Raw genomic sequence first — 17,257 nt, forward strand, 5'->3', positions numbered from 1 at the left:
CGGTCAGACCCCGAGCTCGCGGTCGATGAGGGCGAACACCTCATCGGCGGTGGCCGCCGCCAGGTCCTGCTCGCCCGCGGGCTCATCGGCCTCCTCGGCGGTGGCGGTGTACTTCCACACCAGTGCCTGCAACCGGTTCACCAGACCGGCGCGGCGCGGGTCGCCGGTCGGCAGCCCGGCCAGTGCGGCATCGAGCTCGTCGAGGTGTCCGGACACCGGATGTGCCACGTCGGCCTCCCCCGGGTCCACCTCGGTCAGCAGCCGGCCCGCCAGCGTGCGAGGCGTCGGATAGTCGAAGACCACCGTGGTCGGCAGGCTGAGCCCCGTGGCGGCGCGCAGCCGGTTCCTGAGCTCCACGGCCGCGATGGAGTCGAACCCCAGCTCCTTGAACGGGCGGTCCGGCTCGACCGCCTCCGGCGCCGGATAGTGCAGTACGGCCGCCACATGGGCGCGTACCAGCGCCAGCAGCCGCTCGACCCGCTCGTCCCCGGGCAGGGCGGCCAGCTCCCGCCGCAGCGCCGACACCTCGTCGGTGCCGGTGTCCGCCGCGGGCCCCCGCGCCGCCTCGATGGCCTGGCGGGCGGCCGGGACACCGTCGAAGAGCCTGCTGGGACGGGCGAGGGTGAACAGCGGCGCGAAGCGCTCCCATGACACATCGGCGATGGTGACGCCCGGATCGTCGTGGTCGAGCACCTGGCGCAGTGCGGTCAGCGCCGGCCGGGGGTCCAGCGGGGACAGGCCCTGCCGCCGGGAGCGCTCGGTGTGCGAGGCCGTCGTCGCGTCCGCCGCCTCACCGCCGTACGGCAGGTCCCACAGCCCCCACGCGATCGAGACGGTGGGCCGTCCGTCGGCCCGGTCGTGCCGGGCCAGCGCGTCGAGGCAGGCGGTGGCGGCCGCGTAGGAGCCGTGGTCCTTGCTGCCCCAGGACGCGGCGACGGTGGAGAAGTAGACCACGGTGTCCTCGGGGCCCATGCCGCAGAGTTCGTCCAGGTGGCGCCCGGTGTCGTCCAGATGGGCGCGGATCTCCTCGGTCAGCCGCCGCGGGGTGAGCTCCATCAGCGGGGCCAGCTCGCCGGAGGCCGAGGTGTGGATGATGGTCCCGATCCGTCCGCTCGCCTCCGCCACGCGCTCGACGAAGCGTGCGGTGCCTTCCCGGTCGGCGGGCACGTGGTCGGCCACGGTGAGTCCGGTGCCGAGCGCGTCCAGTTCGGCCTTCAGCTCAACGGCACCGGGGGCGTCGCCACCTCCCGGGCACAGCATCACGATGTGTTCCGCCCCGTCTGCGGCCAGGTGGCGGGCGACCTGGGCGGCGGGCCCGTCGGCGGTTCCGGTGATGAGCACGGTGCCCCGGGGCTTCCAGGTGCGCTTCGGGGCACGGCCGCCGATCGGGTCGGGGACCAGCCGGCGGCCGTACGCACCGGCCTGGCGCAGCGCCACTTCGTCCTCGCCCGAGGCACCGGTGAGCAGGGCGCGCAGCCGCTCCGCGTCGAGGGTGCCGGGGCTCGTGGGCAGGTCCACCAACCCGCCCCATCGCTCCGGGTGTTCGAGGGCGGCCACCCTCCCGAGCCCCCACAGCTGGGCCTGGTGGGGCGCGTCCAGGGGGTCGGAGTCGTCGATGGCGACCGCGCCGCGGGTGGCACACCACAGGGGCGCGGTGACGGCGGCGTCCACCAGCGCCTGGAGCAGGGTGAGCGTGCCGGTGAGGCCGGGGGCCGCGCCGGGCAGCGGCGGCGCGTCGTCGTCCAGGGCCAGCAGCGACAGGACGCCCGTCGGCGGCGGCTCCTCGGCGCACCGGGAGCGCAGCGACTCGGCGAGCCCCTCGCGGTCGGTGTCCTCGGCCACCTCCAGCCGCCGCACCCGGCCGCCGTCCGCGCCCAGCGCCCGTACGCAGGCGTCGGTCCAGCCGTCGGAGGTGCCCTTGGGGTGGACCACGAGCCAGGAGCCCCCGGCAGCGGGAGCGGCATCGGTGCCGGGCCGCCTGTCGTCGGCGACGGGCCGCCACTCGGCGCGGTAGCGCCAGGTGTCCACGGCGGAGCGCTCACGCCGGGCGCGGCGCCATGTCGAGAACGCGGGGAGCACGGTGCCCAGCGAGGTCCGGTGGCCGGTGTCGTCCGGGAGGCTCAGCGTCTCGGAGAGCGCACCGAGGTCTTCGTCCTCCACGGCGGTCCAGAACCGGGACTCCTCCTCGTCCGCCGCGGGCCGGGGGTCGAAGGACACCGAGTCGGCCAGCCAGTACCGCTCCCGCTGGAAGGCGTAGGTGGGCAGTTCGACGGTGCGTGGGGCGGCGGGGCCGGTGGGGTGGAGAGTGGTCCAGTCGACCGCGACGCCCGCCGTGAAGGCCAGCGCGAGGGACCCGATCAGCCGCGCCGGGCCGCCGTGGTCACGCCGGAGCGTGGGCACGGTGACCGCCTCGGCCCCGGCTTCCTCGAAGCTCTCCTGCATGCCGACGGTCAGTACGGGGTGGGTGCTGCTCTCGATGAACACGCGGTGGCCATCGGCCAGCAGGGCCCGGACGGTGTCGGCGAACCGCACCGGTTCACGGAGGTTGGCCACCCAGTACCCGGTGTCCAGCGCGGTGGTGTCGATCCGGCCCGCGGTGACCGTGGAGTAGAACGCCACCGTGGACGCGACCGGCCGGACACCGGCCAGGGCCTCCGTCAGCTCGTCGGCGATCTCGTCCACCTGGGGGCTGTGCGAGGCGTAGTCCACCTCGATCGGCCGCGCCCGGTCACCCGCCTCCTGACACGCCGCCACGGCGTGCGCCACCTGCTCGGGCGGCCCGGAAATCACCATGGACGAGGGGCCGTTGACGGCCGCCACCCCCACGGCCGCCGTCTGGTCGCCCAGCCCGGCCAGCAGCTTCTCGGCCCGCTCACGGCTCACTCCCAGGGAGGCCATCGCCCCGCCACCGGCCAGCCGCCGCAACGCCTTGCTGCGCAGCGCCACAACCTTGGCACCGTCCTCCAGCGACAGGGCCCCGGCCACCACGGCCGCCGCGATCTCGCCCTGACTGTGCCCGATCACCGCCGCCGGACGTACGCCATGGCCTGCCCACACCGCGGCGAGCGACACCATCACGGCCCACAGGACGGGTTGTACGACGTCGACACGGCCCAGATGGCCCGCCCCGTCGGCGCCGCGCAACACATCGGTGAGGGACCAGTCGACGTGGGGCGCAAGGGCACGCTCACACTCCGCCACACGGGCGGCGAACACCGGTGAGGCATTGAGCAGTTCGGCGCCCATGCCCGCCCACTGCGATCCCTGTCCGGGGAACACCAGCACCGGGCCCAGGTCCCCGGCCACGGCGGCGCCACCGGGGTGCACCAGAGCCGGGTGCGTCCCGCCGGTGGCCAGCGCCTCCACGGCCGCCAGCAGCTCCTCGCGGGTCTCGCCCACGGCCACCGCCCGGTGGTCGAACACCGAGCGGGTGGTGACCAGCGACCAGCTCACCTCGGCGGCGGACGGCCCTGAGCCGGCGGCCATCCGCCGGACGAGCGCGGCGGCCTGCCCCCGCAGGGCCCGGCCGCTACGGGCGGACAGCACCCAGGGCACCACCGCCGTCGCCACCGCCGTCGCCACCGCCTCGGACTCGTGGTCGGCGGGCTCCGCCGGCTCGGGCTCCTCCTGCCCGGCAGGGGGGCTCGGCTCGGGGGACTGCTCCAGGATCAGATGGGCATTGGTGCCGCTGATCCCGAACGAGGACACCCCGGCCCTGCGGGGGCGCTCGCCCCTCGGCCACGCCACCGGTTCCGTCAGCAGCCGTACCCCGCCGCCTTCCCACTCCACATGCGAGGTCGGCTCATCGATGTGCAGGGTCACCGGCAGCGTCTCGTGGCGGAGCGCCATCACCATCTTGATCACACCGGCCACCCCGGCGGCCGCCTGGGCATGGCCGATGTTCGACTTCAGCGACCCCAGCCACAGGGGCCGTTCACCGGGCCGGTCCCGGCCGTAGGTGGCCAGCAGCGCGTGTGCCTCGATCGGGTCGCCGAGGGAGGTGCCCGTGCCATGGGCCTCCACCGCGTCGACCTGATCGGCGGCGAGGCGGGCGTTGGCCAGCGCCTGGCGGATCACCCGTTCCTGCGATACGTCGTTGGGCGCGGTCAGGCCGTTGCTGGCACCGTCCTGGTTGACGGCCGAGCCCCGGATCAGGGCCAGCACCCGATGCCCGTTGCGCCGCGCGTCCGACAGCCGCTCCAGCAGGACCAGGCCGACGCCCTCGGAGAAGCCCGTGCCGTCCGCGGCGGCCGCGAAGGACTTGCAGCGGCCGTCCGGGGCCAGGCCGCGCTGCCGGGAGAACTCGGCGAAGGCGGTGGGTGTGGTGAGCGCGGTGACCCCGCCCGCGAGTGCCAGATCGCATTCGCCCTGGCGCAGCGCCTGGCCCGCCAGATGCATGGCCACCAGCGACGACGAACACGCCGTGTCCACCGTCACCGCCGGGCCCTCAAGACCGAAGGTGTACGCCACCCGTCCGGAAACCACACTGGTGAGGCTGCCGGTCGTGGCATAGCCCTCGAAGCCCTCGGGCACCTGGGGCATCCGGGACAGGTAGTCCTGGCTGGACACGCCCGCGTACACACCGGTCCGGCTGCCCTTCATCGTCGCCGGGTCGACACCCGCGCGCTCGAACAGCTCCCAGGCCACCTCGAGCAGCAGCCGCTGCTGCGGATCCATCGCCAGGGCCTCGCGCGGGCTGATCCCGAAGAACTCCGCGTCGAAGCGGTCGGCGCCGTCCAGGAACCCGCCGTGCCGGACATAGCTGGTGCCGGGGTGGTCGGGGTCCGGGTGGTAGAGGCCGTCCAGATCCCAGCCGCGGTCGGTGGGGAACGCGGTGATGCCGTCGCCACCGGAGGCCACCAGCTCCCACAGCTCCTCGGGGCAGCCGACCCCACCCGGGTAGCGGCAGGCCATGCTCACGATGGCCACCGGCTCCTGGGACCGCTCCTCCATCTCGCGCAGCCGCTGACGGGCCTGCCCGAGATCCACCGTGACCCGCTTCAGATACTGGCGGAGTTTCTCTTCCGTACCCGACATCAGTCCTCACTCACGGTCAAGAGGGCAGTTCCCTGTCGATGAACTCGAACAACTCGTCGTCCGACGCGGAGTCGAGGGCGCCGTCGTCCGCGGCGGGGCGGTGCTCGCCGGTGGCCTCGGCCGGTGTGTCGTCGGTGAGCCGCCACAGCAGCGACTCCAGGCGCTTCGCCAGCCGGCCGCGGGCCTCGTCGTCGGCACCGAGCCCCGCCATCGCCGCCTCCAGCCGCTCCAGCTCGCCGAAGACGGGCGCCGGGGTGTCCGCCTGTGCGGGGCACAGCCGCTCGCACAGTTCGGCGGCGATGGCCGAGGGTGTCGGATGCCTGAAGACGACGGTGGCGGGCAGCCGCAGCCCGGTGGCGGCGGCCAGCCGGTTGCGCAGTTCGACACCGGTCAGCGAATCGAAGCCCAGATCCTTGAACGGGGTGTCACCGGACACCGCCCCGGGGTCGGTGTGGCCCAGGACCGCCGCGGCCTGCGTGCGCACCAGCGTGAGCAGGATCCGGTGCCGCTCCTCCGCGGGCACCGCCGTGAGCTGGGCGACCAGACCGGCTGCGGGCGCCCCGGTGGCTGCGGTACGACGGGTGGTCGTGCCGCTGTCGAGGAGCGTGCGCAGCAGTGCGGGCAGGGTGTCCGCGGGCTGGGCGGCCAGGGTCCGCAGGTCGAGCTGTACGGCCGCGGGTTGCGGGGCGCCGTGCCAGCATGCGGCGTCCATCAGCCCCAGCGCCTGCACACCGGACATGGCGCCGATGCCGGAGCGGGACATCCTGGCCAGGTCCGCCTCGTCCAGATGCCCGGTCATACCGCTGGCATCGGCCCACAGCCCCCAGGCCACCGAGACGGCCGGGAGGCCCATGGCCTGGCGGTGGACGGCCAGGGCGTCGCAATAGGCGTTGGCCGCCGCGTAGTTGGCCTGGCCCGGGCTGCCCATCACGCCCGCGGCCGATGAGAACATCACGAACATGCCGAGCCGCAGATGCGCGGTGGCGGCGTGGAGATGGGCCGCGGCCGTGGCCTTGGGCCCCCACACCCGCGCCAGACGCTCCGGGGTCTGGGAGGTGACCACCGCGTCGTCCAGCACACCCGCCGCGTGGACGACACCGGTCAGTGGGTGTGCCGGGTCGATGCCCGCGACGAGGTCGCGCACCGCGGCGCCGTCGGTGACGTCCACCGCCTCGATCCGGGCCTCGGCCCCCAGGTCGGCGAGCCGGGCCACCAGCTCCTTCGCCCCGGGCGCTTCGGGGCCGCTGCGGCTGACCAGCAGCAGATGGCGGACGTTCCAAGTGCGGACGAGGTGCTCGGCGACCAGTGCGCCGAGGGTGCCGGTGCCACCGGTGACGAGCACGGTGCCATCCGGGTCCACCGGGGCGGGGACGTCCAGGACCAGCTTGCCGGTGTGCCTGGCCTGACTGAGACACCGCAACGCCTCACGCGCCCGGCTGAGCGGCCACGCCCGTACCGGAGGCGGCGCCAGCACACCGGAGCCGAACAACTCACCCAGTTCACACAGCATTTCACCGATACGGTCAGGACCGGCGTCGGCGATCAGGTCGTAGGCCCGATAGGTCACCCCGGGGTGCTCGGCCGCGATCAGCTCCGGGTCACGGATATCGGTCTTGCCCATCTCCAGCAACCGCCCGCCCGCACGGAGAAGACGGAGCGAGGCGTCCACGAACTCACCGGCGAGACTGTTGAGCACCACGTCCACGCCCCGGCCACCGGTGGCCTCACCGAACGCCTCCTCGAAGCCCAGATCGCGCGACGAGGCCCGGTGCGCCGCATCAATGCCCATCTCCTCCAGCACCCCATGCTTCGCCGGACTCGCCGTCGCATAGACCTCCGCGCCAAGATGCCGTGCCATCCGCACGGCGGCCGTACCCACGCCACCGGTCGCGGCGTGGATCAGCACCGACTCCCCGGGGCGCAGCCCGGCGAGATCCGTCAGTCCGTACCAGGCGGTCAGATAGGCCACCGGTACGCCCGCCGCCTGCCGGAAGCTCCAGCCGTCCGGGATCGGCGCCAGCAACCGCGCGTCGGTGACCGCGAGCGGTCCGAACGACTGGTCGAGGACGCCCATGACACGGTCGCCCACGGACACCTGAGCCACCTCGGGGCCGATGTCCACGACGACTCCGGCGCCCTCACCGCCGAGTCCGGTCTGGCCGGGCACCATGCCCAAACCGACCATGACATCACGGAAGTTGACACCGGCGGCGCGTACGGCGATCCGTACCTGGCCCGCGCCCAGGGGCTCCAGCACCTCGGGGCAGGGCACCGGTACGACGTTCTCCAGGGTCGCCGTGCCCGCCGTGTCCAGCCGCCACGCCTCGGGCTGCGCCACGGGGCCCACCAGCCCCGCGCCACCGGTACCGGCATGGACCAGACGGGGCACGAGGGCCCGACCGGCGCGCAGGGCCAGTTGGGGTTCGTCCATCTCCACGGCGCGCGCCACGGCGATGCGTACGGCGTCGGTGTACGGGGCCGCTTGGGAGTCGGGCTCATCGTCGCGGTCGAGGAGGACGAAGCGGCCGGGGTGCTCCGACTGTGCGCTGCGTACCAGGCCCCATACGGCGGCCGCGGCCAGGTCCACCCGGGCGGTGTTCTCGGGGCCGTCCACCGCGACCGCGCCTCGTGTGGCCACCACCAACCGGGCGTCCGCCAGGCGTGGTTCGGCCAGCCAGCCCCGTACCAGCTCCAGCGCCCGTTCGGTCGCCGACAGCGCCTCGGCCGACGCCTCCTCATCGCCCTCACCGGTGGGCCCGGTCAGGTCGGTCAGGTCGGTCAGGTCAGTCAGGTCAGTCAGGTCAGTCAGGTCGGTCAGGTCGGTCAGGTCGGTCAGGTCGGTCAGGTCGGCGAGAACGACGGGCGGTGCGGGCTCGTCGTCATCGAGTGCCGCGACGAGCGCGGCCGGATCCGGGTGGCCGCCGACGCCCAGGACCGCCCAGCCATCGTCCCCGGCCACCGCCTCCCCGGCCCCGTTCACCGCCTCCCTGGCCCTGGCCCCGGCCGCGAGCGGCAGGGGAGTCCACTCCACGGTGAACAGACTGTCCGTGGCATGGCTGCCGGGGGCCACCGCCGCCCGCAGCTGATCGACGCTCGCGGGCCGCATCGCCACGGAGTCGACGGTCAGCACCGGTGCGCCGACGGCGTCGGCCACGGTCAGCCGCAGTGCGCGCTCGCCCTCGGCGGCCTCCTGGTGCGGAGAGAGACGTACCCGGACCGTGGTCGCCCCGGCCGCCCACAACGTCACGCCGTTCCACGCGAATGGCAGCCAGACCCGGCCATCGGTGGGTCCGTCACCGGCAGTCTCGGGGGCATCGTGCGTGTCGAGCTGGCCGATCAGCAGTGCGGGATGCAGCGCGGCGTCCAGCAGCGCCGGATGGATGCCGAATCCGGTCTGCTCCCCGGCGGCCTCGGGCAGGACCACCTCCGCGCATACGTCGGCCCCGTCCCGCCACACGGCCCGCAACCCCTGGAAGGACGGCCCGTAGGCATAGCCCGAGGCCGCGACCCGGTCGTAGAACCCGTCGACGCCGAGCGGTGCCGCACCGGCCGGAGGCCACGCCCCGCCCAGTCCCGGCGCCTCGCCGGAACGGTCCGGGGGCGGGCTCAGCACACCCTCCGCATGACACGCCCAGCCCGTGCCGGAGTCTCCTTCACCGGCGGCGGGCCGGGAGTACACCCGCGCCTCGCGTCGCCCGTCCTCGGCGGCCTCGCCCACGACGATCTGCACCCGCAGCCCGCCCGACGGCGGCAAGACGAGTGGCACGCGCAGCGCCAGCTCATCCACTCCGCCACAGCCGACCTCATCGGCCGCCCGCAGCACCCACTCGGCCAGTGCCGCCCCCGGGACCAGCACCGCGTCCGCCACCACATGCTCACCGAGCCATGTGTGCGTACGGGCCGAGATCCGGCCCGTCAGCACATGGCCACGGCCATCGGCGAGTTCCACAGCGGCGCCCAGCAGCGGATGTCCGGCGGAGACCAGCCCGAGACCGGCCGGGTCGCCGGCGCGTCCACCGTGGCCGTCGAGCCAGTAGCGCTCGCGCTGGAACGCGTAGGTGGGCAGAGGGACCACGCGGGGTGCCGGGGAGCTCGGGTACAGGGTGGTCCAGTCGACGTCGACCCCGGCGGTGAACGCCTGGGCGAGCGAGTGGAGGAGCTGGGCCCGGCCGCCGTGCTCGCGGCGCAGGGTCGGCACGGTGACCGCCGGGATCTCGGCTTCCTCGAAGGTCTCCTGCAAACCGAGGGTGAGCACGGGGTGGGTGCTGGCCTCGATGAACACCCGATGGCCATCGGACAGCAGGGCCTGAACGGCATCGGTGAACCGGACCCGCTCACGGAGATTCCGCACCCAGTAGTCCGTGTCCAGGGCCGAGCCGTCGATCCGGCCACCGGTCACGGTCGAGTAGAACGCCGTGCCCGAACCGGACGTATCGAGCGGACGGACACCGGCCAGGAGCTCGTTCAACTCCGCACGGATCTCGTCCACTTGAGGGCCGTGCGAGGCATAATCCACCTCGATCAGCCGCGCCCGCTCCCCCGCCTCCTGACACGCGGCCACGACAGCGGCCACCTTCTCCGGCGGACCCGAAACCACCGTGGACGAGGGGCCGTTGACGGCCGCGACGCCCACGCCCCCGGCCTGATCTCCCAGGCCGGAGAGCAATTGGCCCGCCCGCTCCTGGCCAACGCCGAGGGAGGCCATCGCCCCGCCACCTGCCAGCCGCCGCAGCGCCTTGCTCCGCAACGCCACGACCTTGGCACCGTCCTCCAGGGACAGCGCCCCCGCGACCACAGCCGCCGCGATCTCACCCTGGCTGTGGCCCACCACCGCCGCAGGACGTACGCCGTGTCCGGCCCACACCGCCGCCAACGACACCATCACCGCCCACAACACCGGCTGGACCACATCCACCCGCCCCAGATCCGCCGCACCCTCCGCGCCACGCAACACATCCGTGAGCGACCAATCCACATACGACGCCAGCACCCGCTCACACTCCGCCACCCGAGCCGCGAACACGGGCGACGCTTCCAGCAGCTCTGCGCCCATTCCCGCCCACTGCGAACCCTGACCGGGGAAGACCAGCACCGGGCCTACGTCTCCCGTCAGCGCCGCCGCACCCGACTGCACCACACCCGGATGCGACACATCCGCCGCCAACGCCTCCACGGCGGCCAACAACTCCGCGCGGTCATCACCCACCACCACGGCTCGATGCTCGAACACCGATCGCGTGGTGACCAACGACCACCCCACATCGACGGGCGAGAGCTCGGACGGGCCACCCACTCGGTCAGCCAGAGCGGTGGCCTGGCCGCGCAGTGCCTCCGCGCTCCGCGCCGAGAGCACCCACGGGACCGTGCCCATGCCGGAGGAGACTGCCCCCGACTCCGGCCCGCGCTCCTCAGGAACCTGCTCCAGGATCACATGGGCGTTGGTTCCGGAGGCGCCGAACGAGGACACACCGGCCCGGCGCGGCCACTCACCGCTCGGCCACTCCGCCGCCTCGGTCAGCAGCCGCACCGCACCGCTCTCCCAGTCCACATGCGGGCTCGGCTCATCGATATGCAGCGAGGCGGGCAGCGTTCCATGGCGCATGGCCTGCACCATCTTGATGACACCCGCGACACCCGCCGCCGCCTGCGTATGCCCGATGTTGGACTTGATCGAGCCGAGCAACAGCGGCCGCTCGGCCGGGCGTCCCTGACCGTACGTGGCCAGCAGCGCCTGCGCCTCGATCGGATCCCCCAACGTCGTACCCGTACCGTGCGCCTCCACCGCGTCGACATCCGATGCCGACAGTCCGGCGCTCGCCAGCGCCTGCCGGATCACCCGCTGCTGCGACGGACCGTTCGGTGCCGTCAGCCCATTGGACGCGCCGTCCTGGTTGACCGCCGACCCACGGATCACCGCCAGCACCTCATGGCCGTTGCGCCGGGCGTCCGACAGCCGTTCCAGCAGCAGAACGCCCACACCCTCGCCCCAGCCCGTCCCGTCAGCGGCCGCCGCGAAGGGCTTGCAGCGGCCATCGGGGGCCAGGCCGCGCTGACGGGAGAAGCCGGTGAACACATCCGGGGTGGCCATCACCGTCACCCCACCGGCCAGGGCCAGCGTGCACTCCCCCTGCCGCAGCGCCTGGCTCGCCAGATGCATCGCCACCAGCGACGACGAACACGCGGTGTCCACCGTCACCGCCGGACCCTCGAAGCCCAGCGTGTACGCCACCCGGCCCGAGACCACACTGCCCGAACCCGCGAGCATCGCATAGCCCTCGAGCCTCACATCCGCGCCGCCGCCGCTGAGCCCGGCGGCGTAGTCGTGGTACATCACGCCCGCGTAGACACCCGTCGGGCTGCCCTTCAACGACACCGGGTCGATCCCCGCCCGCTCCAGCACCTCCCACGACGCCTCCAACAGCAACCGCTGCTGCGGATCCGTCGCCAGCGCCTCCCTCGGATTGATCCCGAAGAACGCCGCGTCGAACGCGTCGGCGTCATGGAGGAAGGCACCCTCGTTCGCGTAGCTGGTGCCCGGGTGATCGGGGTCCGGGTGGAACAGCCCGTCCAGATCCCAGCCCCGGCCGGTCGGAAACTCCCCGATCACGTCCTTCCCCGAGGCGACCAGGTCCCACAGCGTTTCTGGGGAGTTCGCGCCTCCTGGGAAACGGCAGGTCATGCCGATGATCGCCACGGGATCGTCCACGTCGGCCCGCACCGCGAGGGGAGCGCGGGAGCCTGCGGTCTCGCCGGTCAGCCGGGTGCACAGATACTCCGCAAGCACCCGAGGCGTCGGATAGTCGAACACCAACGTCGCCGGCAACCGCAACCCCGTCACCACCGACAACCGATTACGCAACTCCACCGCCGTCAACGAATCAAAACCCAACTCCTTGAACGCCACATCCACCCGCACCTCACCCAACGAACCAAACCCCAACACCACCGCCACACCACCCCGCACCACATCCACCACCACACCCAACCGACCAACCGCATCCAACCCCACCAACTCAGCCGCCAACCCCGAGGCCGACGGACCACCCTCAGCGACCCGCCGCCGGGTACGGCCGGACGCCAACCCCCGCAGCACCGCCGGAAGCTCCTCACCGGCCACTCCGGCCGGGTCGAAGTCCACGGCCACCATCAGCGGGTCCGCGAACCGGCATGCGGCGTCCAGCAGGGCCAGCCCGCGCTCGGACGCCAACGGCCTCATTCCGCGCAGTCGCGTCAGATCCGCCCGGCCCATATGCCCGGTCATCTCGCTGGCCCGCGCCCACAGGCCCCATGCCAGGGAAAGCCCGGGCATCCCGAGCGCCCGCCGATGGGCCACCAGCGCGTCGACAAACGCGTTCGCCGCCGCGTATCCGGCCTGACCCGCGTTGCCCACGACTCCGGCGGCCGAGGAGAACATCACAAACATGCGGAGCGGAAGATCCGCCGTGGCGGTGTGCAGATGGGCGGCCGCCGTGGCCTTCGCCGCCCACACCCGCGCCACCTGTTCCCGCGTCTGCGAGGTGACCATCGCGTCATCCAGCAGCCCCGCCGCATGGATGACACCGGTCAGCGGATGCGCCGGGTCGATACCGGCCACCGCCTCGGCCACCGCCTCCGCGTCCGCGACATCCACCGCGGCGATCCGCACCCGCGCACCGAGGTCGCTCAGCCGCCCGGCCAACTCCGGTGCGCCGGGCGCGTCCGAGCCACGTCGGCTGACCAGGACCAGATGGTAGACCTGCCACGTGCGTACGAGATGCTCGGCCACCAGACCGCCCAGCAGACCCGTGCCACCGGTGATCAGCACCGTGCCGTCCGGGTCGAGTCCACCAGGGGTCGGCCCGCCGGATTCCGCCTCGTCGGCACCGCCGGTGTCAGGGCCGGTGTCATGTGCGCGCATCAGTCGGGGCACCATCGGCCCCTCGGTGCGCAGCGCCGCCTGTGGCTCATCCGCCCGTACGACACGGACCACGGCATCCGCCACCTCACCCGCGGCCGGATCGATGGCCCGGTGGAGATCGAGGAGGACGAACCGGTCCGGATGCTCCGCCTGCGCACTCCGCAGCAGCCCCCACGGCCCCGCGGCGGCTACGTTCAGCTCTCCGTCGTCGGCTCCGCCTTCAGGGTTCCCGATCGACACCGCGCCGCGTGTCACCACCACCAACCGGGCGTCGGCCAGCCGTGGTTCGGCCAGCCACCCCCGCACCAGCTCCAGCGCTTGGCCGACGGCGGCCAAGCCACGGGCCGCGACTCCGGCGTCCGACGGGCCACCGTCGGCGGGCAGGCAAGTCACGGCGAACGCGGGAGGTGGCGTACCGTCGTCGAGCGCGGCTACCAACGCTTCGAGACCCGGATGGCACACCGCTCCCCCGCCGCCGAGTCCGGGCTCCTCGGACAGGTGTAGCGCGTCCTCGCCCAGTACGACCCAGCCCATGGCCTCGGAGGCGGCCGCGGCCGCCACGTCGGGCATCGGGATCCAGTCCAGCGTGAACAGCCCATCGACGCCACGTCCGCCCACGGACCTCAGTTGACGCGGGTCGGCGGGGCGCATCGTCAGGGACTCGACCGTGAGCACCGGGGCGCCCATGCCATCGGACACGACCACCCGCAACCCGCGCTCACCCGCCGCACCGTCCTGATGGGGCGCGAGCCGGACCCGGACCGTGGTCGCCTCCGTGGCCCACAAGGACACGCCGTTCCAGGCGAACGGCAGCCGCAGCCCCCCATCGTCGGCCGACTCGATGTCGGCGGCGAGCAGCATGGGGTGCAGGGCGGCGTCGAGCAGTGCCGGGTGGATGCCGAATCCATCCGCGTCCCCGGCCGCCTCGGGCAATGCCACCTCGGCCAGCAGGTCCGCACCGTCCCGCCACACCGCGCGCACCCCGTGGAACGACGGCCCGTAGGCATAGCCCGCCGCCGCGGCATGCTCGTAGAAGTCCTCGACATCCATCGGCTTCGCGCCCTCGGGAGGCCAGACTCCCGCCAGTTCCTCGGCCGCGCTCGGCGTGGCCGACGGGCTCAGGACGCCCTCGGCATGGGACACCCAGTCGGGATCCGCGCCCGGCTCGGCATCGCGGTCGGGCCGGGAGTACATCCGCACATCGCGCCGCCCGCCCTCGGTGGCCTCGCCCACCACGATCTGCACGCGCAGCCCGCCGGACTCCGGCAGCACCAACGGCACCTGCAGCGCGAGCTCCTCGACGCCGCCACAGCCCGCCTCATCGGCCGCCCGCAACGCCCACTCCACCAGCGCCGCGCCCGGCACCAGCGACGCTCCCGCGACCACATGGTCACCGAGCCAGCCGTCGCCGCCGGTGGCCGACACCCGCCCGGTCAGCACCAGCCCGCCATCGGCAAGGCCCACCGCCGCCCGCAACAACGGGTGCTCCACCCGCTGGAGCCCCGCGGCACCCACATCACCGACCCCGCCGGCGGCGGTGGCCCAGTAGCGCCGGCGCTGGAAGGCATACGTGGGCAGATCGACCGTACGAGGGGTGGGATCACCCGGAAACGCGGCCTTCCAGTCGACGTCGACCCCGGCGGTGAACGCCTGGGCGAGCGAGTGGAGGAGCTGGGCCCGGCCGCCGTGCTCGCGGCGCAGGGTCGGCACGGTGACCGCCGGGATCTCGGCTTCCTCGAAGGTCTCCTGCAGACCGAGGGTGAGCACGGGGTGGGTGCTGGCCTCGATGAACACCCGATGCCCATCGGCCAACAACGCCTCGACGGCATCGGCGAACCGCACCCGCTCACGGAGATTGGTCACCCAGTAGGCGGCGTCCAAGTCGGTGGTGGCGGCACGGCCGCCAGTCACGGTCGAGTAGAACGCCGTATCCGAACCGGACGTATCGAGCGGACGGACACCCTCCAGCACCCGCGTCAACTCGTCGCGGATCTCCTCCACCTGAGGGCCGTGCGAGGCATAATCCACCTCGATCAGCCGCGCCCGCTCCCCCACCTCCTGACACGCGGCCACGACGGCGGCCACCCGCCCCGGCGGACCCGAAACCACCGTGGACGAGGGGCCATTGACGGCTGCCACACCCACTCCGGCGGCCTGGTCCCCCAGGTCGGACAACAGCTGCCCCGCCCGCTCCTGCCCCACACCGAGCGACGCCATCGCCCCGCCCCCGGCCAACCGCCGCAACGCCTTGCTCCGCAACGCCACGACCTTCGCACCGTCCTCCAGCGACAGCGCCCCCGCGACAACAGCCGCCGCGATCTCACCCTGGCTATGACCCACCACCGCCGCAGGACGTACGCCATACCCGGCCCACACCGCCGCCAACGACACCATCACCGCCCACAACACCGGCTGGACCACATCCACCCGCCCCAGATCCGCCGCACCCTCCACCCCACGCAACACATCCGTGAGCGACCAATCCACATACGACGCCAGCACCCACTCACACTCCGCCACCCGAGCCGCGAACACCGGGGACACTTCCAGCAACTCAGCGCCCATTCCCACCCACTGCGAACCCTGACCGGGAAAGACCAGCACGGGACCCGCACCACTCGCCAAGGCCGCCGCACCCGACTGCACCACACCCGGATGCGAGACACCCCCCGCCAGCGCCTCCACACCCGCCAACAACCCGGCCCGGTCACCAGCCACCACCACCGCCCGATGCTCAAACACCGACCGCGCCGTAACCAACGACCACCCCACATCGGCCAACGAAGGCTCGAACACATCCCCCGCCCACTCAGCCAACGCCCCAGCCTGCCCCCGCAACGCCTCCGCACTCCGCCCCGACACCACCCACGGCACCACCCCACCCAGCTCGGAGGACGGCGCCGACGCATCCTCCTCAGGAGCCTGCTCCACGATCACATGCGCATTGGTGCCGCTGATCCCGAAGGACGACACACCGGCCCGGCGCGGGCGCTCACCGCTCGGCCACTCCACCGGCTCGGTCAGCAGCCGCACACCGCCGCCGTCCCACTCCACATGGGGCGTCAGTTCCTCGGCATGGAGGGTGGCCGGGAGTACGTCGTGCCGCAGCGCCATCACCATCTTGATGACACCGGCCACACCCGCCGCACCCTGCGTATGGCCGATGTTGGACTTCAGCGAGCCGAGCCACAGCGGCCGGTCCTCCGGCCGGTCCCGGCCGTACGTGGCGATCAGCGCGTCGGCCTCGATCGGGTCACCCAGCTTGGTGCCCGTGCCATGGGCCTCCACCGCGTCCACCTCGGACGGGGCCAGCCGGGCGCTGGCGAGGGCCTGGCGGATGACCCGCTGCTGGGAGGGGCCGTTCGGGGCGGTGAAGCCGTTGCTGGCGCCGTCCTGGTTGATGGCCGAACCACGGATGACCGCCAGTACCCGATGACCGTTGCGCCGGGCGTCGGACAGCCGCTCCAGCAGCACCAGGCCGACGCCTTCGCCCCATCCCGTGCCGTCGGCGTCCGCCGAGAACGCCTTGCACCGCCCGTCCGGGGACAGCCCGCGCTGCCGGGAGAAGCCGGTGAACACCTCGGGGGTGGTCATCACCGTCACCCCGCCGGCCAGGGCCAGGGCGCACTCCTCCTGCCGCAGTGCCTGGCCGGCCAGATGGATCGCGACCAGCGACGACGAACATGCCGTCTCCACCGTGACGGCCGGTCCCTCCAGGCCGAGGGTGTAGGACACCCGGCCCGAGAGCAGGCTCGGTGCGTTGCCCGCGTATCCCTCGGAGCCCTTCTGCGGAAGGTCACCCGATGTGGTGCCGCCGGTGGTGGCCGTACCGGCGTAGACGCCCGTCCGGGAGCCCTTGAGGGACACCGGGTCGATTCCCGCCCGTTCGCATGCCTCCCAGGCGGTTTCCAGCAACAGTCGCTGCTGGGGGCTGGTGGCGAGCGCCTCGCGCGGGCTGATGCCGAAGAACCGCGGGTCGAACCGGTCGGCGTCGTGAAGGAATCCGCCCCGGCGGACGTACGTGGTGCCGGGGTGGTCCGGGTCCGGGTGATAGAGGCTGTCGAGGTCCCAGCCGCGGTCGGTGGGGAAATCCCCGATGGCGTCCACACCGCCCGCGACCAGCCGCCACAGGTCCTCGGGCGTGTTCACCCCGCCCGGGAACCGGCAGGCGATGCTCACGACCGCGATCGGCTCCTGGTATCGCTCCTCCACCTCACGCAAACGCAGGCGCGTATCGTGCAGATCCGCGGAAACGCGCTTGAGATACTCGACCAGCTTCTCTTCATTCACGTTCACCATGAGGTTTCACCCGGCCCTCGGCGG

2 protein-coding genes are annotated in these 17,257 nt (G+C 72.9%); both read right to left on the bottom strand.

Annotated features, from left to right (window positions below; all coding sequences use genetic code 11):
- Window positions 1–3: 3 nt before the first annotated feature.
- Window positions 4–5,037: a type I polyketide synthase gene (locus LIV37_RS05795; protein WP_121825774.1), complete on the bottom strand. Its 5,034-nt coding sequence runs from the start codon at window positions 5,035–5,037 to the stop codon at window positions 4–6.
- A 16-nt stretch (window positions 5,038–5,053) separates the two neighbouring features.
- Complete coding sequence (locus LIV37_RS05800; protein ID WP_020866162.1) at window positions 5,054–17,233, bottom strand: type I polyketide synthase; 12,180 nt, start codon at window positions 17,231–17,233, stop codon at window positions 5,054–5,056.
- Window positions 17,234–17,257: the final 24 nt, after the last annotated feature.

Source organism: Streptomyces rapamycinicus NRRL 5491, assembly GCF_024298965.1.
In the GTDB taxonomy this organism is placed as follows: Bacteria; Actinomycetota; Actinomycetes; order Streptomycetales; family Streptomycetaceae; genus Streptomyces; species Streptomyces rapamycinicus.